The 24,331-nt window shown below is 67.7% G+C and carries 12 protein-coding genes and 1 pseudogene; all 13 read right to left on the reverse strand.

Annotated features, from left to right (window positions below; translation table 11 throughout):
* On the reverse strand, positions 1–280 hold a 280-nt coding region (locus H5407_RS21930; RefSeq protein WP_310737689.1), incomplete at its 3' end, for a glutaredoxin domain-containing protein.
* 142 nt (positions 281–422) lie between these two features.
* The gene (locus H5407_RS21935) at positions 423–914 is read right to left on the reverse strand and encodes a hypothetical protein (protein WP_183106634.1); all 492 of its coding nucleotides are present in this window, start codon (positions 912–914) and stop codon (positions 423–425) included.
* Complete coding sequence (locus H5407_RS21940; RefSeq protein WP_183106635.1) at positions 911–5,536, reverse strand: Ig-like domain repeat protein; 4,626 nt, start codon at positions 5,534–5,536, stop codon at positions 911–913. The genes H5407_RS21935 and H5407_RS21940 overlap by 4 nt, the downstream gene beginning before the upstream one ends.
* Positions 5,537–5,544: 8 nt before the next feature.
* Complete coding sequence (locus H5407_RS21945) at positions 5,545–7,428, reverse strand: RHS repeat protein (RefSeq protein ID WP_183106636.1); 1,884 nt, start codon at positions 7,426–7,428, stop codon at positions 5,545–5,547.
* A gap of 23 nt (positions 7,429–7,451) precedes the next feature.
* A complete protein-coding gene (locus H5407_RS21950; protein ID WP_183106637.1) occupies positions 7,452–13,793 on the reverse strand; it encodes an Ig-like domain-containing protein in 6,342 nt (2,113 codons plus the stop codon).
* A 124-nt stretch (positions 13,794–13,917) separates the two neighbouring features.
* Positions 13,918–15,570 carry a hypothetical protein gene (locus H5407_RS21955; RefSeq protein ID WP_183106638.1) on the reverse strand — a complete coding sequence of 551 codons (1,653 nt, stop codon included), beginning with the start codon at positions 15,568–15,570 and terminating at the stop codon, positions 13,918–13,920.
* Positions 15,563–17,131, reverse strand: coding sequence for a hypothetical protein (locus H5407_RS21960; protein WP_183106639.1), 1,569 nt, complete (start codon positions 17,129–17,131; stop codon positions 15,563–15,565). The genes H5407_RS21955 and H5407_RS21960 overlap by 8 nt, the downstream gene beginning before the upstream one ends.
* 84 nt (positions 17,132–17,215) lie before the next feature.
* On the reverse strand, positions 17,216–19,987 hold the full coding sequence (locus tag H5407_RS21965; protein ID WP_183106640.1) for an IPT/TIG domain-containing protein: 2,772 nt from the start codon (positions 19,985–19,987) through the stop codon (positions 17,216–17,218).
* Between the two features lie 348 nt (positions 19,988–20,335).
* Entirely contained in the window at positions 20,336–20,821 is a 486-nt protein-coding gene (locus H5407_RS21970; protein WP_183106641.1) for a type II secretion system protein, read from the reverse strand.
* A complete protein-coding gene (locus tag H5407_RS21975; RefSeq protein WP_183106642.1) occupies positions 20,808–21,185 on the reverse strand; it encodes a type II secretion system protein in 378 nt (125 codons plus the stop codon). The genes H5407_RS21970 and H5407_RS21975 overlap by 14 nt, the downstream gene beginning before the upstream one ends.
* On the reverse strand, positions 21,185–21,682 hold the full coding sequence (locus H5407_RS21980) for a type II secretion system protein (RefSeq protein WP_183106643.1): 498 nt from the start codon (positions 21,680–21,682) through the stop codon (positions 21,185–21,187). The genes H5407_RS21975 and H5407_RS21980 overlap by 1 nt, the downstream gene beginning before the upstream one ends.
* Positions 21,683–21,695: 13 nt before the next feature.
* Positions 21,696–23,960: a secretin N-terminal domain-containing protein gene (locus H5407_RS21985; RefSeq protein ID WP_183106644.1), complete on the reverse strand. Its 2,265-nt coding sequence runs from the start codon at positions 23,958–23,960 to the stop codon at positions 21,696–21,698.
* 5 nt (positions 23,961–23,965) lie between these two features.
* Positions 23,966–24,331 (reverse strand): annotated as a pseudogene (locus H5407_RS21990) (hypothetical protein); the annotation flags it as partial.

Below are 24,331 nucleotides of genomic sequence, written 5' to 3' on the forward strand. Positions count from 1 at the left end.
ATTCACAGCGGCTGTCGACGGACATATTGCATTCGGTATAGGCAAAACCGTATTGGTTCAGCCAGGCCTTGGCCTGGTGGCAGTAGCCGCATTCGGTGGTGGTGTACATGACCACTTCTTCGGCTTTGACGGTGGCGGCGAGGGCGTGGATTTGCTCGGGGGTCCAGTCCTCACTCGATGTGCCGGCTCCACGGTGGCCGAAGAGCTGGGTTTTGAGCAGCCAGGCGACGAGGAGGATGGCGAGGAGTTGGAGCCAGGTGGGGAGGGTTTTGCTGGGCATGGGGGGTGGATGGGGGAGGCGGCTTTTGATTCAAAAATTACCAATGGCACTAAGACCGCACCTTAAGTCTCGAGTACTTAACATTTAAGGCCTGACCCGAGCTCTGTGACCCCCACCTCTATTAATCTCTGCGCCACCACCTTTACGCAGTCAAAAACTCCGCGCGCATCTTAGCAACCCCGACAGCCAGAACTTTTATAAATTCCTCCATTCGCGTTTCATAAGTGCGAACAGAATCATCCCACCACAAAATCTTACATCCGCCCACCGAGTCACCAACCACAAATACCAACTCCCCATCGAACGACGACATGCCAACATGGCTAAATGAAAATCTCCCATACGCATCCTTAATGGCGACAGCCCTCTCCTTAGCACTATCGTCTGGGCCATATATCTCATCTTTAATTGATCGAAACAACTCGTCGCTTCCCATCAAGAACAAATCGTCGTCGATACATCTTTGACTGTTAGCAATAAAGTCGTCCAACCAATTCAAACATCCCTTCAGATCCACTCCATCATCATTGATATTTCCAATCGACAAACCTGAAATATCAATGAAAAATCTACCAAATACCCATCCGGATACTTTTTGGACAATCTCCCAGCGCAAATAAATATCACAACTCATCGCCTAAGCCTTTTCAAGACATAGTCAGGAATATTTCTCAACCCGTCTCCAACACCCTCAATGCCACTAAAATGAACAGTCCCATCATTCCCATTTGAAAATCTATAAATTCGCCCATCCTCTCCGACACCATACCAGTGACGCGCGTTAGTATCACTATCAGGAACAGCTCTTTTATAAACATCCTCAGCATCCTTAGGGAGAGGGGTTTTTTTCGGATTAAATCCCGGCTTGCCTGGCACGTGCGCTGGATTTTCTGTATATCTAGGTTTCTTCCCAGGATAGCGAGCAGGCTTACTCTTTGGCGGCGCAAATTTGCAGTCACCATTTGCATTATGGGATACCAGTCCTTCTGCGCCGACAAAATATGCATGTGCAGTTCCCAACTCCAAGTTGAAGACAGCAATCACCCCTGCGTCACGTTGCTGAGGTTCTGATACGACCTTCCACGTTCCTCCCCTGGAACGTAGCTCATCCTTTTCAGCCAGTCGCGCAGCATCCTTCCATCCCTGCTCCGTCAGGAACGGATGCCCCGCCGTCGCCTCAATCGTCTCGCCCGAAGCCCCCGCCAGCGACACCAACTCCTGCGACTTGATGCTGCTGAAGACATCAATCACCCGCTCATACCGCAGCCGCCGATCACGGCCCGTCGACAGGTCACCGGCCTCTTCCCATTCAGCAAAGGCCAGCACCTCATCGCCAATGCGCACATCGCGAATGGGCTTGAGCACGCTGTAGCCGCGCTGGGCATCCGCATCGGCCGCATCCGCCGGCCGGACATGGACCAGGGTGTCACCGGGGAAGCTGTTGTAGCCCGTGGAGCACTTGATCTTGTCCCAGAGATTCTTCAGGCCCTTCTTGGCCCAGCCGGGGAGGTACTTGGCCAGCTTGCCTAGCGGACCCGCGATACATGACTTCGCGCAGTCTTTGAGAGAAGACTTGAGGTCCACGCATTCCCCGGTGACCGCGTCTACCAGCGCGTCCTCGGCCGTGCAGGCCAAGACACATTCGGCATAGGCGGCCGCAGCCTCAGCTGCAACAGCAGGCAGGATTTCGCCCGTCGGATCCGTCAGGTTGGCCGGGTCCGCCTCGGCATAGCGGTACATGTTCCCGCCACCCTCCAGTCCGATGGGATCCTGGGTGATGTAGCGGCCGGTTTCCGGATCGTAATAGCGCCGGTAGTTGTAGTGCAGCCCGGTTTCAGCATCTTCCACCTGGCCCGGCAGGCGCAGGGCCAATTCGATGGTGGGCCGCTCGGCCGTGGCCGCAGGCGTGGTGATCTGGGCCCGGCCGAAGACATTGAACTGGGCGGACCAGAGCAGGCGGCCGCTCTTGTCCAGCGCCTGGATGGGCGTGCCCAGCTGGTCATGCTGGAGATAAGCCACCACGGCCTGACCGGCGCTGTTCTGCGTCTTGACGAACAGCGGCGCCGTGCTGAACTGGCTGTCCACCATGGGGCCGATCAGCGTGTGCAGCACCGGCGCGCCCAGGGCGGACACCTGCTCGTCCGGGGCCAGGGCAATGGGCTGGCGGCTTTCGGCCAGCAGGCCTTCGTCGCCGTAGACGTAGTAGCTGCGCACCGCCTGCGCCAGCAGCTGGCCGGCAGCGTCTCGGTACTGCTCCTTCCAGATGCGCTGGTCCAGCGGGTCGTAGCCATAGCGAGCCACCAGCGCACCCGCGCCCGTGCGCACCTCGGTGAGGCGGTTGAGCACGTCGTAGCGGTACTCGGTCACCTTGCCGCCCGGCTCGGTCTTGCGCACCTGGTTGCCGGCCTCGTCATAGGCATAGGTGGTGGCCGAAGCGCCAGTACCACGGCTCAGCAGGCGGTTGTTGCCGTCATAGGTCCAGGCGCCGCTGACCCGGCTGTGGCCAACGCGATTGCCGGCGCCGTCCAGGGTGAAGCGCTCGACTTCGTTGCCGTAGGCCCCGCTGCGCTCGGCCTGCACCAGGCGGGCCTCGTCGTCGTAGCTCAGGGTCAGGTCGTCGGTGCTGCTGGCGCCTTCGGCGATGTCGGTCCGCTGGCGGGTCTTGAGCTCCTGCAGCTTGCCGTAGGTGTAGGCCGTCTCCAGCACCGTCTGCTGCGTGGGCGTCTTGACCGTCTGACCGAGGAGGTTGAGCAGGCCGTCATAGCGGCTCTCGTGGCTGCCGCCGCCGGGCAGCGTGACCTTGGTCGGCGCCGTCCACTGGAACTCGGTCACGCTCAGGCTGCCTTCGCCCGGCACGCCCACGCGTTCGAGCTCGCCGTGGGCCGCGTAGGCGTACTCGACGACGCTGCCGTCAGGCCAGGTCAGGCGCGTCTTCCGGCCCTCGGGGCTGTAGCGGTAGCTGTAGCTCAGCGCGTAGCTACCGCCGGCCGGGTTGGGGACCTGCAGGGTCTCGCTGAGCTTGCGGTTGTCCTCGTCATAGACCGCCGACCCCCTGCTTTCCTGCTGCCCCGCCGGACGGGTGAGGTCCGTGTCCGTCCAGGCGACCAGGTTGTCCTCGGCGTCCCAGTCGAGCGTGATCTTGCGCTTCAGCGCGTGCGCACTGTCGAAATGCTGCACCTCCACGACGCGGTTGCGCGCGTCATAGCGGTACTCGCTCTCCACGCCCTTGGGATCCGTGCGCCCGGTGGTGTTGCCGGCGGCGTCATAGCGGTACTGCACGGACTGCCCCATCGGCAGCGTTTCCTTGGTCACGCGGCCCAGGCGGTCGTACTCGAAGGCATTGGTCCGGCCATTCGGGTCGGTCAGCGCCAGCAGATCGCCCCAGGCGCTGTAACGGCTGATGGTCTTGTTGCCCAGGCTGTCCATCAGCTCGGTCAGTCGCCCCAGAGCGTCGTAGCTGTAGCTGGTCGTCTTGCCGTTGGCGTCCGTGCTGGTCTTGAGCCGGCCGCGCAAGTCGTAGGTGCTGTAGCTGACCAGGCCCTCTTCGCCCAGAGGCGTGGGATTGAGCAGGGTGTCCGCCGTGGGGCGTTCCAGAGCGTCCAGCCGCTGTCGCTGGGTGTAGGTCGGGTAGCGGGTCTCGGTCGGCGCACCCATGGAGCCGGGCTGACCGTTGCTCAGCTCGTAGCGGAGCTCGGTCACGTTGCCGCGGCCGTCCACCTGGCGCGTCAGGCGCTGGAAGTTGTCGAACTCGTTAGTCTCGGACACACCGTCCGCATCGGTGGTGCTGATCGGCTGGCCCAGGCCGTTGTATCGATTGCGGGAGATGCCCCCCACCGGATTGACCACCAAAGACAACCGGTCTCGAGCATCGTAGATCGCCTGCATGCCATTGCCGCGGCGGTCGGCACTGCCAACGACGTTGCCCACGCGGTCATAGCGGTAGCTGCGTTCGGCACCGCTGCTCCCAGGTGCCGGTGCCGTGCTCACGTTGAAGTCCACCGTGCCGGCGCTGACGAGCCCGATGTTGTTGGCGTCGCCGCTGTACTCGGCGCGCACCAGGTGGGCGCCCGGCGTGCCAAAGCTGACGATCAGCGTGGCCATGCCTTCGACGACAGGCGCCGTTCCCAGCAGTGTCGTCCCCTCGTAGAACGACACCGTGCCGCTGGGCTTGTTCCCACCGACGGTGGCCACCAGCACCGTGCGCGCCCCGGCCGGCAACTCCTTGAGCGTGCTGCTCAAACCCAGGCTGGCCGGCGTCGCGTTGTCCACGCTCACAGCCAGAGGTGCGGAGCTGCTGGCCTCGTTGTTGATGTCGCCAGGAAACTGGGCCACCACGCTGTAGCTGCCCACTGCCAGTCGCGTGCTGTAGGAGAAGAGCCCGTTGCTGTCCAGCGGCACGCTGTCGAGCACCCGGGCGCCCGCGCTGAGCGTCACCCGCCCGCCAGGCGAGAAGCCCTTCACCTGACCGTTGAGCACCAACAAGTCCTTGCCATGCAACGTCGTGGCCTTGGCGTTGAGTAGGGTCGTGCTGCCAGACTTCTCCACCACCAGGCTCAGCGGCGCAGACTGCACCTTCTCGTAGGCCGGGCTTGCCACGTTCAGCCGTGCCACCACCTCGCTCGCGCCCATGTAGCGCCCAGGCAGTTCGCCTACTGCCTCGCCTGCTGCGTCCAGCGCGTAGTCCTGCGAGGCCCCGAAGCTGACCTTGCCCATCACCGGCACCGCCGGGTCCACGCCGCTCAGCCGCGCGCGCAGCCGCACCGGCTGCCCGGCCTGCACCTTTTCATCCAGGCGCTCCAGCGTCAGCACTGGCTTGATCTGCGGCAGGATGACGATGTCCAGCGGGTCACTCAGCGAGCCCGGCACCCAGTCGCCGAAGCGGATGTTGCCGTAGGTATCCACACTGCCGCCGGCCGCAACATTCAGGAAGCCACCGATGCCCTGCACCGCCCGCGGCCCTGGCTTGCTGAAGCTGCAGGCCAGGCTGTGGATGACCTCGCCGGCCACGTATCGGGTGGCGCCGCCCGACACGCACCGGGCGCCGGGAATGAAGCTCACGTGGTAGTCCAGCTCGTAGCGCTCACGCGCCGCGAAACGCAGCGTGAACACCAGGTCTTCGCCCACGTAGGCCGTGGTCTTGGACGCGCTCAGACTGATCTTGGGGGCCTGAGCCTGGGCCACAGGGGCCCATAGCAGGGCCGCGCCCAGCATGCACAGGCCCAGAAGGGCCTGCTTCAATTGACTTGCAACTCGCATGGAAACACTCATGGTGTGGGGCTCACGGTCTTCAGCAGGTTGCCGTGGGCATCCACTTCGTAACGGGTCACTTGGCCGCGGGGATCGGTGAACTGGATCAGGTGGCCGGCGCGGTTGTAGACATAGAGGCGCTCACCGCCTTCCGGGTCGATGGTCTTGCGGACTTGCCCGAGACTGTCGTACTCCACCGTCGTCGAGGCATCGGGCGTGACGACACCGTTGAACTCGGTGCGCCCTTTGCGTGTGATCCGTCGCAACTGGCCCAGCGCGTCCCGTTCAAGCTCTGTCACCCGCTCCTCGGGCAGGCCGGCCGCCTCAGTCACCTTGAGCAGATTGCCCTTGGCGTCGTAGCCGAGCACGGTGCGCACCCCCAGCTCATCGGTGGACTCCAGCCGCTGCAGGTGGACGGGCGAGTACTTGTGAAGCTGCACGGACCCGTCAGGTTTCTCGATGCGGACCGGTTGCTCGAACTCATTGCGGCTCACCGCGGTGACAAAGCCGCGAGCGTTGCGGGTGAACTCGGTCCGCGTGCCGAGGTCGGAGCGCACCTCCAGCTCCAGACGGCCGTTGACTTCCATGCGCACCAGCTTGCCTACGCGGTTGTGCGTCAAGTACTCCACCGTCCGCCCTGCGCTGGTCTCAGGTGCGACGATCTTGCTGGTAAAGAGCTTGTGGACATCGTCGTAATCGAACTCGTAGGCAGTTTCGGCGCCGTCGGCTGCGATGTGCTTGGCCACCGTTTCTCCCAGGTATTCGACCCGCTCCACGCGGCCTTCCTGGTCCTTTAAGCTGGCAAGGCGGTTGTTCGAGTCATAGCCATAGCCGAGCACATTGCCGCGCGCGTCGACCACCTCGGTCAGCCGGTTGCTACTGTCATAGCGGTACTGCACTTTGCGGGGTGGAAGATCCCGAGCCAGGCCTGGCACGGGGTAGTCCCGCACCTCACTGACCAAGCCCTTGTCGTAGTGGATGGTGAAGACAACATGGCCATTCGCGTCCACCACCGCGCGCAATTGGCCGGTCTGGTCGCGCAGCAGCCAGAGGGTGTTGTTGTTACGGTCACCAATGGCCACGATCTGCCCCTGGGTGTTGTAGTCCACCCAGTCACCGGCGCGGTCCTGCCAGTGATAGCCCTTTGCGTTGTCCTCGGTAGTCGTCGGGTAGACACCACCGGCCAGCGCGGTATCCAGCTCGTCGCTGCTGCGCGACGGCAGTTGACGCACCGGGCGCTTCTCAAGGACGGTGCGGTTGTCGAAGCTGTATCGGCCGCCTTCACCAAGATACAACTCATTGGCCCGCCGCACGCCTTCCAGATCGACAGCACGGGGCATGCCTGACGACCACTGACTTCCCATGCAGTAATTGGCGTAGTCGATGTTCACCCGCACCGGCGGCGGGTAATCGACCTTGGCCTCCTCCGTGGCCTGGCCAATGATGCGATTGAAGGGCTGGGTGCGCTCGGGCAGCATGGGCGCATTGGCCGGGGCCCCGCCGACCAGCACGGTGCCTGGTGTCGGTTGCCAGTCCTCGTCCACCCACACCCAGCACTTGCTGCTGGGGTCTCCACTGCTCGTAACAGCGCTCCCGCCGGAAGCACCGCCCGAAGCACCGGCGGCAGTACCACTGCCACCCGCCACAGGCGGCGTGGTGTCTGACGTCTGCGACCCCGTGAGGTTCTTCCAGCTTTGGGACAGGCTCTCCCAATGGGGGTTGAACTTCCATTCCTGGCCATCCCAGGTCCGCGACCACCGCACAGGCCCAGTGGTGGTCATGACCACCAAGTCGTCCCGGCGCAAAGTGGCGTAGCCATTCGGCGTGCTGACGTTCAACCCGAGATTCGACTGTGCTGTGACCAGGCCTGGCAAAGAAGCCAAACCCGCGAGCAGCACCATTGCTTGAAGTACAAATCGATGACTCATTTTTCGCAACCGCCCCCTCGCGCAATACCCACGCACTTCATCCCCTTCAATTTCATCTTCGTTCCCGGCGGAACAGCGCCAGTGCTGCCGCTGGTGACATAGCCTGCCGTGCCGCTGACACTGCCACTACCGCCGCTGGTACCGCCGCCGACGTTGGCCGGGCAAGTGCTGCTGCTGCTGCTGAACCAGCCCGCCATTGCCTTTCCAAGTGAGAGGACGCCGTTCTTGCACAGGAATTCGAATTCCAGATCGGTTCCATTGCTGTAGCTGTGGCAGCCGCCCCCATTGGCAGCACCGCTGGCCGTGGCTGACTCCAGCGATTGCAGCGCCACCACGCGATAGGGGATGGTGATTCGCTGCTTGGGAGCCAGCGATGAAGGCAGCTCCGTCAGGAACTCGTACCGGAAGAACGCATCGGTCCTGGGCAGCGTCTGGCGCAGCTTGTCCGCGCGAATCAGCCCGTGGTTGGTGAGGGTCAGTTCGCCATAGAACACCTCCCCCGGCCCCATCTTGGGCAGGTTGATGCTCGCGGGCTGCAGCACGAGTACCGCCGCCGGCACATCCGTCTCAAACGTCGTGTTCAGCGTGATCTCGTAGCGGTCCTGGATGGTGATCTCGCGCACGCTCCATTCGACCGTCACCAGGTTGTAGTTCAGGAAGACGGGCTGGTTGAGCGTCAGGCCGGGCTTGAGCACCAGGCGGCCGGCGACCTCCTGGTGGTTGGGCGCGCGGGCGCGGAACTTGTAGCGGCCGGCGGGCAGGTCGGTGAACAGGGCCTCGCCCAGCGCGTCCGTGTTCAGGTCGCGTGTGACGGTGACCACGTCCTCGTTCTGCAGCGTCACCGTGGCGCCGGCCAGGCCGGCGATCAGCTTGCCGTCCTTGCCCGTGGTGGCCGTGAAGAGATCGGAGGCCTTGAACAAGACCTGACCCTTGCCGCTCTGCGTCAGGCTCACGTGCACATTGACGGACTGCTTGGGCAGGTTGTCGCCCTGGTAGTTGAGCCTGAACTCGTAGACCTCCTCCGGTGTGCCGGCGGGCGGCGCGACGCGCAGGTCCACCGTGCGCGACTCACCCACGGGCAGGTCGCCGTCAACGCTGCTGACGATGCTGATCCAGCTCGGGGCCGGGGTCACGCCATCGGCCTTGCTCAGGCTGAACTTGAGCTGCTGCGCCGTCTCCAGGCCGCCGTTCTTGAGCACCAGGGACTCGATCTGCGTCTCGCCCTGGCCCAGGCCCGTCTCCACATAGGCGGGCGAGGGGCTGAGGTAAGGCCTGGCCTCGCTGAGGGTGTAGTTCACCGTCAGCACGCCGATGGGCGCGCCGGGGCGCTCGTCGCTGTAGGCCTGGAAGATCAGGCTGCCGCTGGGCTGCGCCTCGGGCGCGGCCTTGAAGCGCACCGGCAGGTTGAGCGTCTGCTTCTCGCCGACGTTGATGGCCGGCGGCAGCTCCACCTGGATGCCCGCGGGGATGCTGCCCGTGGGCTGGTCCGCCGGGTTCAGCACCAGCCTGACATTGCTGGCGGAGGTGCCGGGGCCGGCCTTCACGGTGAAGGGGAGGGTGAAGGGGTAGTTCTTCGCCACGTCCAGCCGGAAGGGCGTGGGGCCGAAGCTCACGCGCTGGATGGTGAAGCTCTTCTGCTCCGGCCGGTCGGTGATGTCCGGGTGGACGGCGCTGACCTTGTAGACCCCCGAATCCGTGGCCGTGGGCTTGAAGGTGTAGCTGAAGTTGCCGGCGGCGTCCGTCAGCACGCTGAAGCTGCGCTCGAAGCCCTGCTGGTTGAGGATCAGCTTGAGGCGCGAGTTGGCCATGGGCGAATTGCCGTCGCGGGCCAGCGCGCGGCCGCTGATCAGCACATCCTGCTCACCGAAGGAGCTCAGCGGCGTGACCGCGCTCACCTCGCCGGTGTAGGCGGTGTCCATCAGCGAGACGCGGCGCTCGGCGCCCTGGGACGCGATCTCCACGGCGTCCTCACGGCCCGTGTGATAGCGCAGCTTGTCCACCTCCAGCACCACGCGGATGCTGTTGGGGCTGGAGGCCGGCACATTGAGCTTGAAGACGTCCGAGGTGTAGCGGCTGCCCGCGGCAATGCGCGCCACCGTCTGCCCGTTGGGCAGGGTGATCACATTGGCACCCAGGGACTGCTTGTAGGGCTGGGTGGCCAGCACATTGCCGTCGGCGTCAATGATCTTGAAGCGCAGCTCGGTGGACGGCGCATTGCCGCCCGCGGTGGCGGTCAGCAGCTCCACCTCGACGTCCGAGGTGTTCTCGAACTCCAGCTTGATCTTGCCCTCGCCGCCGCGCACGAATTCTTCCGTGGCCATGCCCACGGTCAGGGCACCGTCGATGACGCTGAGGGTCTGATCACGGCTGACCTTGACCAGCTCGTCCTCCTGGGCCGCGACCTCCACACCCAGCTGCGCGGGCACCGTGCCCGGCATGTCCGCGTAGCCGCCCGCGACCACCGGCACCAGGCGCGTCTGCCCGGCCGGCAGGTCGAAGGGTTCGGAGCGGTGCTCCTTGAACTCCGTGCCGTCCTTGTTGATGGGCAGGCGCAGCACCACGCGGGCATTGTTCAGCGGCGAGGCGCTGAACACCTGGGCCTGCACCCGGTTCATCACGCCGCGCTTGAGCGGCAGGCCGCCAGTGAGCAGCAGGTTGACGTCAGGCAGGGTCACGCTGCGCGGCAGCTCCACGGCACTGCTGTCCACGGTCGCGACCTGGTACTGGCGCTCGCCCGCGGTGAAGGCGGTGTCGACCAGGCTCAGGCTGTTGATGGGGCTGGGCGTGAGCTTGAACTTCTTGTCCTCGTTGCCCAGGTAGACCAGATAGCCGGCCACGCTGCCATTGGGCGCAGACCAGCTCAGGCGCGGCAGCTGGCTGCCCAGCTGCTCCACGCGCAGGCTGCGCACCGGCAGCAGGCTGGCATTGAGGTAGGCGGAGTTGGAGACGACGGACTCGTTGCCCGCCGCGTCCACCGCCGTCACCACATAGGCGGCCTCGGTGGGCGAAGGGTTGGGGTCGTAGGTCTGGGTGGACTTGACCCGGGTCTTGATCGGCTTGAGGCCGGCAACACTGGTGATGGTGGTGCCTGTCGAGCGGTAGAGCTGGTAGTAGTCCACCGTGCTGGCCAGCGGTGCCTGCCAGCTGGCGTAGATGCCCTGGCCGGTCAGCTTGAGGCCGAGGTTCTGCGGCGCGCCGGGCGCGTTGGCGCTGGCCAGCACGTCCAGCACATTGGACTGCGCCGAGACCGACTCCTGGCCATTGGCCTGGCGCACGGCGGCCACGGCATAGCGGTGCAGGCCGTCCTTGCTGGTCTGATCCACGAAGGACTGGCCCGACGTGCGGTCCAGGGGCTGCAGCGCGCCCTGGTCCGGGGACTGGCGGTAGAGCTGGTAGACGGTGGCCTCGTCCACGGCCTGCCAGGCCAGCTGCACCTTGCCGCCCGGCGCGGCCTTGGCGCTGAAGCCCAGCGGCACATTGGGCGCGGGCAGGCTGCCCTGGTAGACCTGGAAGCGGTTGGGCGCATTGACGCGCGTGGACACGTTGTCCAGCTCGTCGCTGGCCTGGAAGCTGAAGCTCAGGGTCTCCGGTGCGCCGGCACCGGCGTCCGAGGGCAGGTTGAAGCTGGCCTGGTAGGTGGTCGCGTCGACCTTGACCAGGCCGGTGACGGGCACCGACTGGCGCAGCGGCCCGGACAGCAGATAGCGCAGCTGCGGCACCGCAGCCGGCGCCTTGCTGAAGCCCAGCTGCACCTGCACCGGGCTGCCGCCCTCGTTGCGGACGGGCTGGGCGGGGTTGAGCTGCAGGGTGTTGAGCTGCGGGCCCGCGGTGTCGATCTTCAGGCTGCCGCCCGACTCGACCGTGGTGCCGCGGTTGCCCACGCCGTCGCGCGCGGACAGCAGCGTGGTGGCGGTGCCCGAAGGTGTATTGGCGTCAACGAACACGCTGCCGCTGTAGTTGAGCTCGTCGATCCGCGTCAGCTCGATGGCCAGCGGCGCACCGCCCGCCGGCACCAGGGCCAGGTAGGGCAGGCTCTGCAGGGCTTCGCTGAACTGCGCCTTGACATCCACCCGGCCCTGGCCCACGCGGCCGGTGGCGGCATCGACCTTGCCGCGCGGCAGGTAGTTCAGGCTGACGAGGCGCGGCGGGGTGTTGTCCGAAAGGGCGGAAATGAGGTTGGACGGCAGCGAGGGTGTGCCCGCCTGGTTGACCGCCACGACGCGGTAGTGCCAGGTGCCATCGCCCGGCGGCAGGTCGTCCAGCGCGGGCGCGCCCAGCACGCCGCTGTGGACCTTGGTGGCCTGGCCGATGTCGGTGAAGGGCGAGGCCGAACGGTAGACCTCGTAGCCCTTGAGGCCGGCGTCCAAGGACTTGGTCCAGCTGAGCTTGATCTGCCCGGCCGGCTGCGGATTGGCCACCAGATTGCTGGGGCTGGACGGCACGGAGGTGTCCAGCTTGATGGTGATGCCGGCGCTGAGCGGGCTGTCGCCATAGGCATCACTGGCCTGGGCCTGCAGCAGGTTGTTGCCGGGCTGCAGGCGCACGGTGCTGGCAAAGCGGCCATCGCTGCCAACGACCAGCGCACCGCCGACGGCCAGGCCGTCCAGCACCAGCTGCACGCGGCTGCCGGCCGGGGCCGTGCCGGAGACCGCCAGGTCGGCGCTGCGGGTCACCAGGCCCGCTGCGGGGCTGCTGATGCCAGGCGTTACCGGCGCGGCATGCCCCACGCTGATCAGGACGTTCTTGGTGCTGCGGTTGCCCAGAGAGTCCGAGGTCTGCAGCTGCAGGTTGTGCGGGCCGTTGCTCAGGTCCGCGATATTGAGCTGCAGGACCGGATTGGCGCCGCTGGCCGAGCCCACCATCTGGCCGTCGATGATCAGCAGCGTCTGCGCCACGCCGCTGCGGTCGCTGGCGGAGAGGGTCAGCGTCATGCTGCGGTCGACCACCATGTTGTCCACCAGCGGCTTGCCGCCCAGCAGCAGATTGCTGAGCACGGGGCCCTCGACGTCGGCCGGCGGCGGCGTGCGGCTCAGCGTCACGGTCGCGGCCTGCTCGGCGGTACGGCCGGCACCGTCGGTGGCCACCACCTTGATCGTGTGGGCGCCCTCGGGGGCCGAGCTGTTGTCCCAGCGCCAGTTGTAGGGCGGGCTCGCCAGCGTCGCCACCGGGTTGTTGTCGATGAAGACCTGGACGCGGTCGATGCGGAAGTCGTCGCTCGCCGTGGCCTGCACGAGGATGGGCTGGTCGATCACCGCCGCATTGGCGGGATTGAGCAGCGTGATCTGCGGCGGCGTGCGGTCGACGATGACATCGCCCGCCAGCGAGGCATCCGCCATGTTGCCGTTCGCGTCGCGGAACTGCACGCTGATGCTCTTGCGGCCGGCCGCCTCGGACAGCGTCATCGGGATCTCGGCACGCCCGCCCTCCAGGGGCTTGAAGTTCACGCCGGAGAAGGCCCCGCCTTCGGCCACGCGGTACTCGCTGGCGTTCTGGCAGGACAGCAGCAGCTGCACGGTGTTGGTCGTGAAGTAGGGCGCCGCCTGCACCAGGCTCACCCGCGGATTGATCAGCGGCAGCGCCGACAGGAAGCCGCCGTAGCTGACGCCAGCGGTGACTGCATCCCCCTGCCCGGCGGGATTGCCCGTGGCCTCCTTCGGACCGCTCGCATGGCCCCACCAGTTGCTGCGGGCCTGCAGGACCTGTTCGGGCGAGAGGTTCTCGATCGCCCACTGGCTCTGCCCGGCGAACATCGAGTTGGCCACGCTGGCCGCCCCGGCACCCGAGGCGCGGATGCCCACGGTGTTGCGCATCACGCTGGCGCCGGACAGCACCGGCGCCGCGCCTTCGACCAGCATCAGGCCCAGGACGTTGTCGCTGAGCTGGAGGTAGTTGATCGTCGGATTGCCGCCGCGCAGCAGCAGGGCCGCGGCCGAGGACCGGCCGGCATGGCGGATCGCGAGGCCGGACAGCACCGAGCCCGTGCCCGAGCGCTCCACGCGCACGCCCAGCCAGTCGCCGGCCTGCGCCGTGCCCGGGGTCGGCAGCGTCTGGCCAGCCTGCGTGTCGTCCTTCAGGCTGGTCAGCAGGGCGCTGGAGGTCACGGTGAGCTTGTCGCGCACCAGCAGCTGGCCTTCCGGCCCGAACTTGACGACCACGCCGTCCGCCAGCACCAGCTCGGCAGCCTGGGCCTGCTGCAGACCGGGCGTGCCCAGCGCCAGTGCGGCCGCCACCACCACCGCTCCCTTGCGCAGCGCGAAGCCCGCCTGCCAGGGTTGCAGGGGCCGCGCCGGGGCGGCGGCCTGGCGAGCGTCAAGAGAGTTCTGCCGGAATGAGTTCATCGTCAGGCCATGCCGTCAGCAGGAGCCGCGGCGTGTTCGGTTCTGGAAAGGCCCCGCGAGAGGGCTCAGCAGGGCCGCGGTCCCTGGCGGGGACGGCGCGGCGCCTGCACGGAAGCCGTGGAGATCAGCCCTCGAAGCCCGCCGCGCGCAGCTGGGCGTAGCTGACTTCGAAGCGCTTGCCGGAGGCGGTGTGCAGCCAGGCGGCGGGTTCACCTTGCAGGGACACAGCCAGCTCGATCTGTTCCACCTTTTCGTTATTGGCGTACTGAGACAGCGCCGAGGCCACGGCCACCGGGGGCGCCACCATGTAGGAGGTCCAGGCCGTCAGGGCGCTGGCGCCGGCGCGCAGGTCCACGCTCACCGAGGCAGAGCCCTCCGCGAGGCTGCCGGTGACGACCGAGCTCTCCACCTCCACCGCATTGCCGGAGTCCGGCGTCAGGCGCAGCTTGACCGAGTTGCCAGGCGGCACGTTGACCGTCTTGAACACCACGGTCACAGGGCCCGAAGGCGGGGCCGGCAGATCCACATCCGCCACACCCGTCGGCTCCGCGGGGACGTCCACGCCGGCGATCGAGGCGATGCGGAGGGTGGGGATGTTGGTCAGGAAGATGGGGGCCGGATCGCCCTTGGTGAAACTGGACGAGGTGGGGCCGCTGAAGGAGTAGCTCTCGGCCTCGAGGCGGATGCGGCCTACCGCACCGCCGTTGAAGCCGACAACCCAAATGTTGGACGAATGCGTCCCGTCTGAGCCGCATCCCTGACGCCGCTGCGAATTGGCATGCATACATCCGCCGTCGGCGACGAGCTTGCCTGTGCCCGTGATGCTCGTGGCGACCAGGCGGATGGCTCCACCTGATCCACCGGCGCCATAGAAGCCAACGTTCTCGCCTGCGGTCCCTCCAGCGTCGCCGCCCGAGGCATCAATGCTGCCGGTACCGGCGATCGTGATCGTGCCATCGGCTGCGATGAGGATCGCCCCACCGCCGCCGCCGCCACCCACGCCGCTGAATCGAGTGCCGCCAATACCGCCACCACCACCGGAGCCCCCAATCAGCGGCTGCAGCAGCTCGGAGCCATAGGACTTCCCATAGAACAGCGGCCCCACATTCGTCAAAGGGCCACAGTACTGCGCCCCGTATCGGTACGCCGGCTTCGCATAGCCACCACCACCACCGTGCACCGGATAGCTGGTGTACGCCGAAGTCATCGGCGTACAGATGGCAGAGCCCGGGATCCCAAACTGGGAGGTCGGAACACCACCCGGACCACCGCCAGGACCCTGCCCGGCCGCACCCTTGATCACCTCCGCCCGATACTGGTCATCCTTGCTCCCTCCACGGCCGCCGTCAAAGCCGCCCGGACCACCCGCACCGGGCATGCCGTCGTCAGCCAAGATCCCGCCACCATAGAGAGCCACATCACGAGCGTCCTCACCCCTGACGTCGATCATGCCGTCAATCCGGACGTTACCCTTCACCAGCATATAAACCGGCGTATTCCGCTTGTTCTTCTTGAAGGTGATCGTCACCCCAGGAGGAATGTTGACCCAGCTGTAATGCAGCACGCCGTCCGAAGGCAGCGGGATCTCCATGCTGCTGGAGGGATTCAAGGGCTCCGTCCCCATGCTGCCGCTGTTGACGGTCGCCTGCACGGGCATCGCCGCCAGCAGCATCAGGGTTGCCAGGGCGCTCAGGCCCAGCTTCGGTCCGCGAAGAGTGCAATCCATAGAGAGGTTCCAAAGAAGAGGGTTCATGGCGCGGCGCCGGTTGTCAGCCATGGAAGCCGGCCGCCAGCAGCTGGGCATAGCTGAGCTCGACCCGCTTGCCGGAGGCGGTGATCAGGCGGACCTGGGGCTCGCCCTGCAGGGCCACCGTCAGCTCGATCTGGTCCACGTGTTCCGCATTGGCATAACTTGACAACGCAGCGGCCGCAGCCACGGGCACCGGCACCGTGTAGGTCGCCGTCGCCGTCAGCGTGCTGGGGCCGGCGGGAAGGTCCACGGACACCGAGGCCGTGCCGTCCGCCTCGCTGCCGGTGAGGGGCGCGCTGGCCTCCTTCACGGCACCGTAGGCCGCCGCCACGCGCAGCAGGACCGTCTTGCCGACAGGCACGTTGACGGCCTTGAGCACCACCGTCACCGCGCCTGGGGGCGGCGTCGGCAGGCTCACGTCGGCAGCGGCGCTGGCGTCCAGGGGCACCTCGACGCCCGCGACGGAGGCGATGCGCAGGCTCGGCAGATTGCCCGCAAAGAGGGGCGCCGGCTTGTCCAGCACATAGGACGGCGTCGTGAGGACCGTGAAGCCCAGTGCCTCGGTTTCAAGGCGTATGCGCCCCGGGGCGCCGCCATTGCCGAGAGGCCCGCGTGAATCGTAGCCAGAGCCGTCCCATTGGCAGCCGATGTTGCCATCGCCGCCGCAACCGCCGGTCGCGGTCAACTTGCCCGCGCCCGTGATCTTCGTGGCCACCAGGCGGATGGCGCCGCCGGACCCGCCGGCACCCCAGAAGGGGCTGCCGACATTCCCGTTGCTACCACCGACCGCGCCGGCGTTGCCACCGTTCGCATTGATTTCGCCGATGACGTCAATGGTGCCGTCGGCGGCAATCAGGAGGGCGCCGCCACCGCCGCCGCCGCCGGAGCCGGCGATGGCCGTGCCGGCCAGGCCGCCGCCACCGCCCGAGCCGCCCAGCAGGGGCTGCAGGCGATCGGACCCATAGGCTCGTCCATAGAAGGTCGCGCCCACATTGCTCACCGGGCCGCAAGCCGTGGTGCCATGCCGATAGGCCGGCACGCTGTGCCCGCCGCCCCCGCCCATGACATACACGCGGCTGTACGCCGTGCCGGGTGTGCAGTCGGCCAGCTTCACCCCGCCGGGACCACCGCCCGGCCCCTGACCGCCGCCGCCACTGATGATCTCCGGCCGAAGGCTGGCGTCTTCCCGCCCGCCGCGGCCACCATCGAAGCCGCCCGGCCCGCCCGTGCCCGGCTCGCCGTCGTCGCCGGGCGAACCATCGCCGGCGGTGCCCGTCGCCTTGCCGGCAGCGCCGCGGATGTCGATGACGCCCTCGATCTTGACGTTTCCGCTCACCAGCATCACGACCGGCGTGTTGCGAGGGTTCTTGCGGAAGGTCACGGTCACACCCTTGGGGATGTTGACCGAGGTGTAGTTCAGGATGCCGTTGGCCGGCAGCGGCAGCTCGACGCTGGCGCCCGGGCTCAGGACACCGTCCGCCCCGGTGCTGCCGCTGTTGACGGCGGCATTCGCCTGGGCGGCCGACAGCAGCACACCGGCAGCCAGGGCGGTCAAAGCGAGCCGCTGCCCGCGAGCATTGCTATGCATAGGGATGCTCCAAGTAAAAGCTTGCATGGAGCGGCTCAGGTGACTGCCGACGGCAGCGACCTGAGTCCGCATTGAACAGGTCCATCAGTCCTTGCCCGTGGCGGCCTGGGCCGGGCCTTGTGCCTTCGCGAAGGCGCTGGCGCGCGCCTGGCTCCCTGGCATCGCCGCAGCCGTGGGGCCCGGCTTGTTCACCGTGAAGCGCAGCACGTCGGCACGAATGGCCGCCAGGGGCTGGCCGTCGGCCCGCTTCAGCACCAGCTTGCGCGGCCCTTGCGCCGCGTCGGCGGCGATGGTCAGCGGCAGGCGCAGCTCCGTGCCGTCCTCGCTGACCGTCATCGTGCCCAGCGTCAGGCCGGCGGCCGGCTGCATCAGCACCTGCGTGACAGCGGACAAGCCCTGTCCGCGGACGATCAGGGTGGGCTGCTCGCCCGGCACGCCCGAACTGGGCGTCATGCCGAGGACACCCGCGCCATTGAGCACCACCACCGGCGCGGTGGTCGGACCCAGCTGCTGCAGGACGGGCACCTCCGGCGAAGCCACCTTCACCCGCACGGTGGGCGATGCCACCGGCGTCACCAGCACGCTGCCGGTGGCGACCACGTAGAAGCTGTTGCCCAGTTCGGCATTGCCGGTGGAACTGCCGCCTGCGTTGGAGGCCTGGATGCGACGCCGCCCCAGCTCGGCCGCGGCATCGACCACCACGTCCAGCTCGATCAGGTCGCCCTGCGCGCTGATCACGGGCTGGGCATCCAGCGCCACACCGGCGGTCCGGTCCAGTGCCAGGCTGACGCCCTGCAGGTTGGCACCGCGGATCTGCACACGGGTCTTGCCGCCCACCACCAGCGATTGCGGGCTCACGGCATCCAGTCGCGGCAGGCCAGCCGTCAGCAGGATGCTGCCTTGCGAGGCCTGGGCGAAGACATAGGGCTGACCGGATGCCTGGCGCACGACGACGCGCCGCAGTCCCAGCGCGGCCGACGAATCGGCCGTCAGACGGAAGCTGAGCGAGCGACCGTCCGGGGCCGCAACGACCTGATCCACCGTGACACCCGCGGACGGCAGCAGGCTGAGCTGCGCATCGGCAGGAATCGCCTGGCCCTGCAGCGTGAAGGTCTGCTGCGTGCCCACCGTCATGCCGCGCGGCGACAGCGAGGCCAGGGTGGGACCCACGTTCACGGTGACGAGCTGGGCACCCGCCGTCACGGTCATGGTCTCGCCCGCCGAGGGCAGCGGTGCCACCCGCACGCCCACCTGGCTCGAGAACACCATGCCCACGCCGGCGTGGTCGGTCGAGACGACCACTGGCACATTGATTGCAGGCAGGCCCGCGGAGCTGAGGCGCAAGGCCGTGATGCCGACGGCCTGCGGCGTCAAAGAGAAGCTGGCGCTGGTCTGTCCGGCGGGAATGGTGACCGTGGCGGTCGACAGGCTGGCCAGCCCTGGATCCGCCAGGCTCAGGGCCACTGCACGGTCAGCCGAGTCCTTGCGGGACAGGCGGACTTCGATGACGCGGGCCACCCGGTCCGGCGGCAGGGCAATGGGATTGGGTGCCAGGGCCAGCGTGAGCGCCACCGGGCCGTTCACCGGCAGGGACGCGACGTCCGACAGCAGCGGCGCGCCGCCACCCACTGCCGGGTTGCGGACCTGCACACTGAGCGTGCCGGCCGCGCCCTGCTCGGGCACCGTGACCTGCAGCTGCCCGACGTCCGCCAGGTAGCTCGTCGACACATCGGTGCCATTGATCAGCACCTGCGAGGCGGCGCTGAAATTGCGCCCCTTCAGCTTGAGCAGGGTCGAACCTCCCAGCGCCGTCAGGAAGCTCGGCTGCAGTTCGCTGATGCGCGGCACGGGCAGAGACACCTGGAAGGCATTGGGCACGAAGAGCTCGCCCGCATCCACCAGCATCCGCAGGGCCACGGGGCCTTGCGCCGCGTCGGCGGCGATCGTGAAGTTCAGCGTCTGCGCGCTGGCGGAACCACCGGCGACGGGCGTCAGCTGGACGCCAGGCACCGAGGACTCGACCGCCTTCATGCCCTGCAGGCGCGCGCCCGTCAGCACAAGGGAGCCCGACTGGCCCTGGTCGACCGTCGAGGGGTTCACCGCGCTGACCGCAGGCGACTGGCCCACCGACAAGCTGCCCATCACGACATAGGGAATGCCGCGCAGGCCCCAGCTGAGGGTACCTGTCACGTCTCCCGCCTCGACCGCAATGCCGTTGACGCCGCAATCAACGGCGGACAAGCCCACACCGCTGGGCGAGGCCTGCAGGTCAACACTGATCGCAGCGCCTTGATGGGACTTGAAGCTCAGCTGGTTGAGCACCGGCGCCGAGCCGCGCACGGCAAGGCCCGATCCATGCTGGAACTGCACCCATTCCAGGCGCGTGCGGACCGTACCGGCATTGAACTGCCACTGTCCCCAGTCGCCTGCACCAGGCGTCTGGCCCAGGCGTGCCTTGTCGGACAGCACCTGGATAGGCTGGTCCGCGCGCCCGGCGGCCTGGATGGCCCCTGACTCCACGCGTACGTTGGCACCGGCGGCCATGTAGATGACGACGCCGGGATCGATGGTCAGCGAGGCCCCGTTGCGGATGACCAGATCGCCGGTGATCCGGTAGGGCGAGTAGGCGGTGGACCAGCGGGCATCGGCCTCGAGAGTGCCGGTGACCGGGGTCTGGGCCTGCACCCGACCGCCCAGGAGCAGGCTCAGCAGGACCAGGGCGGCGAGCCACGGCAGCGAAGCCGCACTTCCCTCGGCTTGCCGGGAATGACGGGACAGGTATCTGCGCTGGCAAATCCAGGCCAGGCAGGCGTGCAGATGCCGCGTCTGCGACGACTTCGCGTACTGCCCCTTCATGACCCTCCCTCAAGGCGTCAGCGGCGCTGCCTGGCCCCTTGTGCGGCCCAGCATCTCATCCACCAACTGCCATGCGCAGACCTGCTGTGCGCTTAATGAAAAAACCTCGTCGGTCGTCCGGATACGTGCCCGGAAGATCCCTCACGAATGCGTTGCATCCGCTACCAACTGTTCATGAAGCGCCGATTCAGACACATTCAGAAATATTGGCGCCGGCATCATAGCCGAAGAAAAACAGCCATCGCCAGGCATTTGTCCCTTTTCGCAGCCTACACACGGCTGCAATCCAACTGATACGAAAAGCCGATACCCGAGGCCTGCCGCTCATGCCATGACCGGGCTCAAGGTTCAGTGCGAACCCGGGCGATACGGCAGCGGCTGCGCCATGAACTGCAGACCGCTGGCCCGCTCCACCGGCTGCCCGTCCGGGCCTCGGCTCATCAACAGGGGCCGCGAGGAGCGGCTGCGCACGCCCAGGAAGCCCGTCGCGGGCGGGGGGGCAGGGATCAGTTCCCAGTCCGCTTCGCCGGTGAAGGGATCCGCATAGCGCTGGCGCAGATGATGGCGGGGCCGCAGGCTGCGCCGGTCCTCGACCAGGTCCTCCAGGCGCTGCGGATAGGCGGGCCGCTGCGGCGTAACGGCGGCATAGCTCTCGATGGCGCGCACGATGGCCTGCCCCCGGAACACCAGCTCGCGCTCGCGCTCGCGTTGGGCCGCCGTGCTCCAACGCTGGCCCAACGCCCCCAGAGCCGCGGCCGTGAGGGCGATGAAGAAGAGCAGCCCCAGGTAGCCGAAGCCTCGGGACCGTCGAGCGGGCCGCTCACCAATCCGCATAGGCCGTGCCATCCGTCGCCGTGCCCGGCGCGCCGCTGTGCAGGTCATAGAGCGCGCCGCCAACGCCCGCATCGGCCGGCGGCGCCTGGAACTGCCAGCCTTCGCGCTGGCCGCTCACCGGGTCCTGCGGCCACTGGCGCAGGTAGCGGGCGGTCACCAGCTCATCCAGCGAATCGGGGTAGCGGCCCTTGTCCGCCGCGAACTGATCGATGGCGTCGCGCACCGTGGCCAGGGTCTGGCGCAAGGCCACCTCGCGGCCGCGCTGCAGGCTGTTGAAGTAACGCGGAGCGACGATGGAGGCCAGCAGGGCGACGATGCTCATCACCACCAGCAGCTCGATCAGGGTGAATCCTCGGCGGCGCATCACCAGTCCCTGTAGAAGCTGCCGTCCAGCGCGCGGCGCTCGGAGCGGGAGTGCACGTCGAACACATCGCGGCCAGCGCGGCGTTCCTGCGGCCCGCTGTCGGCGGCGCGCAGAGCCCAGCTCTCATCCGCCGCAACATCACCCGGCGCGAAGGGATCGCGCGGCAGGCGGCGCAGGAAGTAGAGCTTGCGGCCATTGGGCGACTTGATGTCCGGCACGCCACGGACCAGGGCCTGCAGATCGGGCGGATAGCCGCTGTCATCGACCTGGCGGGCGATGCGGCCTTCGTCCGCCGCACGCTTGTAGGCGTCCAGGGCCGTGCGGATCTGGCGCAGGGCCTCGCGCAGGGCGAACTCCTGGCTGCGCCGCACGCTGAACTCCAGCACCGGCCGTGCCGCCGCGGCCAGCACGCCGACCAGGGCCAGCACCACCAGCATCTCGATCAGCGTGAAGCCGCGCAGGCGCCGCGTGGCCGGAGCGGATCGACGCAGGGCCATCACCGCCATGGCCTCAGCGCGCCGCCTCGACACGCACCTGCCTGCCGCCCTCGACCTGCACAGGCAAGACCTGACCCTGTGCATTGCTGGCCGTCAGCCCGTCCAGGTGCAGGGACACGATCTGCCCCTGCGCCGCCGGCAGCGCCCGCAGCAGCAGGGCCTGGGCGGCCCCTGGCGCCAGCTCGAAGGCCAGCAGGCCCGGCGCCGCGCTGCCCTGGGCAGACACGGGCTGCAGCAGGGCCGGGTCGAAGCGCAGGGTGCCGCGCACGGTCATCGCGCTGCCCTGGCGCAGGACCACGGACACCGTCCCTTCCGGCACCACCTCGGGCGTGGCCTCCAGCTGCAGCAGCACGGGCTCGCCCGCGGGCGCGGCCTGGGCAGCGCTGGCGGCGGCGGCCTCGGCCGTCGCCAGGCCGGCGGCAGGTGGCAAGAATGCGGGCGGGGTCGGCACGGAAAGGACCGGCGCCGCTGCGGAAGCGGAGGCCGGGGCAGGGGTGGCCGGCCGCAGCAGGCTGCTGAAGGCGCCCGGCGAGGCATCCGTGCCCGCGGGCAGCTGGGTGAGGCGCACATCGGGCAGGGGCACGTTGCGCACGATACGCGGGGTGATCAGCAGCACCACCTCGGTCTTGTTGCGGGTGTCGGTGGTGACGCCAAAGAGCCGCCCCAGCAAGGGCAGGCGCGAGAGCCCCGGCACGCCCTGCGCGGCGCTGCGGTCCTCATCGTTGATCAGGCCGGCCAGCACCTGGGTCTCGCCGTCATTGAGCCGCAGCGTGGTGGAGGCATTGCGGGTGCCGGTGGCATAGGCGGTGGTTCCGCCGGGCCCCGTCATCTCCTTGATCACGTTGCTGACCTCCAGGCCCATGCGGATGATGACGTCGCCGTCGAGCTGGATGGTGGGCTCCACGTCCAGCTTCAGACCCACATCCAGGTAGCTGACCGAAGCCGCCACCGAGGTCGTGCCGGTGAAGTTGGTGGTGGTGGTGAAGATGGGCAGCTTCTGGCCGATCTGGACCTTGGCCTTCTCGCGGTTGCGCACCCGGATCTTGGGATTGGCCAGCAGATTGACCTGCCCCGCCGTGCCCCTGAGCGTGGCCACCAGGGCCGGGTTGGCGATGGCGCCGCGGAACTCGCTGCGCTGGCCCAGCAGCACGGTGCCGCCCATCTTGCCGTCGGCGCCCACCAGGCCGTACTGCACCTGGTCCGGCCACTGCAGGCCCAGGGCCTCGACCTGGTCGGAGCCGACCTCCATCACCTCCACGTCCAGCATGACCTCGGGCTCGGGCAGGTCCACCGAGGCGATCAGCTTCTCCACCAGGCGGATCACCTCGGGCGTGTCCCGCACCACCATCAGGTTGAGGCGCTCGTCGATGTGGAGGTCGCGCACCTTGGCGATGGTGCGCACCAGGTTCTGCACCTGCTTCACATCGGCATTGCTGAGGTACAGGGTGCGGGTGATCAGCTCCTGGTGCTCGCGCTGCTTGGCCTGGCTGTTGGGGTAGATCAGCACCGAGTGCTCGTTGAGCAGCTTGCGGTCCAGCTGTTGGGTGGAGAGCAGCACGCGCATGGCCTCGTCCAGGGTGACGTTGCGCAGGAAGAGGCTGGCGCGGGCGTCGGTTCGCACCTCGCGGTCGAAGACGAAGTTGACCTGGCTGCTGCGGCTCAGGGCCTCGAAGATCTGGCGCAAGGGCGCGTCGCGGAACTCCAGCGTGACCGGCACCTGGAAGGCCGGGCCCAGCTCCTGGGCGCCGGACTCCAGCGGCCGCGCCTGGGCGATTTGGTTCTGCAGCTGCCGTGCGCCCGCGTGCAGCGGGTTCTCGGCCAGGATCTCGCGCAGCAGCGCATCGGCCATGCCGGGCCGGCCGGCCCTGAACTGCTGGCGCGCCTCCTGCAGGCGCTGCTCATGGCGACGGCCGCGCGGCAACTCCACGGCCAGGGCCTGGGCCCGCGGATTCTGCGGCTCCAGCTGCAGGAACTGGTCGAGCAGGGCCTGGGCTTCGTCCCAACGCTGGGCGGCACGCAGGCCCTCGATCTGCACCAGCCAGCGCGCCACGCGCTGCTCACGCACCCGCAGCTGCGCGCTGCGCAGGGCGGGGTCTTGCGGGGCGGACTTCAGCGCGCCGCTCAGCAAGGCATCGGCCTGGCCCAGTTGGTTGGCGCGCAGCAGCTCGTCGGCCTCGCGCAGGGCGGGGTTGGCGCAACCCTGAAGGCCGGCAAGGCCCAGCAGCAGCAAGGAGAGTGGGAAGGCGCGGAGGACCGCGCGGCACCGTGCGTTGGACATGGCACTCACAAAGGTTTGAATCGGAGCGTCTGAGGCAGCGGGCCGGGCAGCCACAGCAGCTCCAGGGAATCTTCGCCAATGGCCTGCACGCGCCATTGACCGTCGAGGGTGTCGCCGACCTGCACCGCCAGGCTGCGCTGCTCGGAGCCCAGCAGGGCCTGCACCCGGCCGGCCTGCACGAGGCGCCCGATCAGCTGGTAGGGGAAGGCCGGCGCCTGCGGGGGCGGCGGTGCGGGCTGGGCCAGGCTCTGCGGCAACGGCGCCTGGACCTGGGGTGGCGGTACGGGCTGCCAGGCGGCCAGCGCGGCAGGCTCAGCCTCGGGCCAGGGTTCGCGAGGCTCGACCGCCCAGCGCGCCGCATGAACCGGGCC

Source organism: Mitsuaria sp. WAJ17, from assembly GCF_014174515.1.
Taxonomy (GTDB): Bacteria; Pseudomonadota; Gammaproteobacteria; order Burkholderiales; family Burkholderiaceae_C; genus Roseateles_B.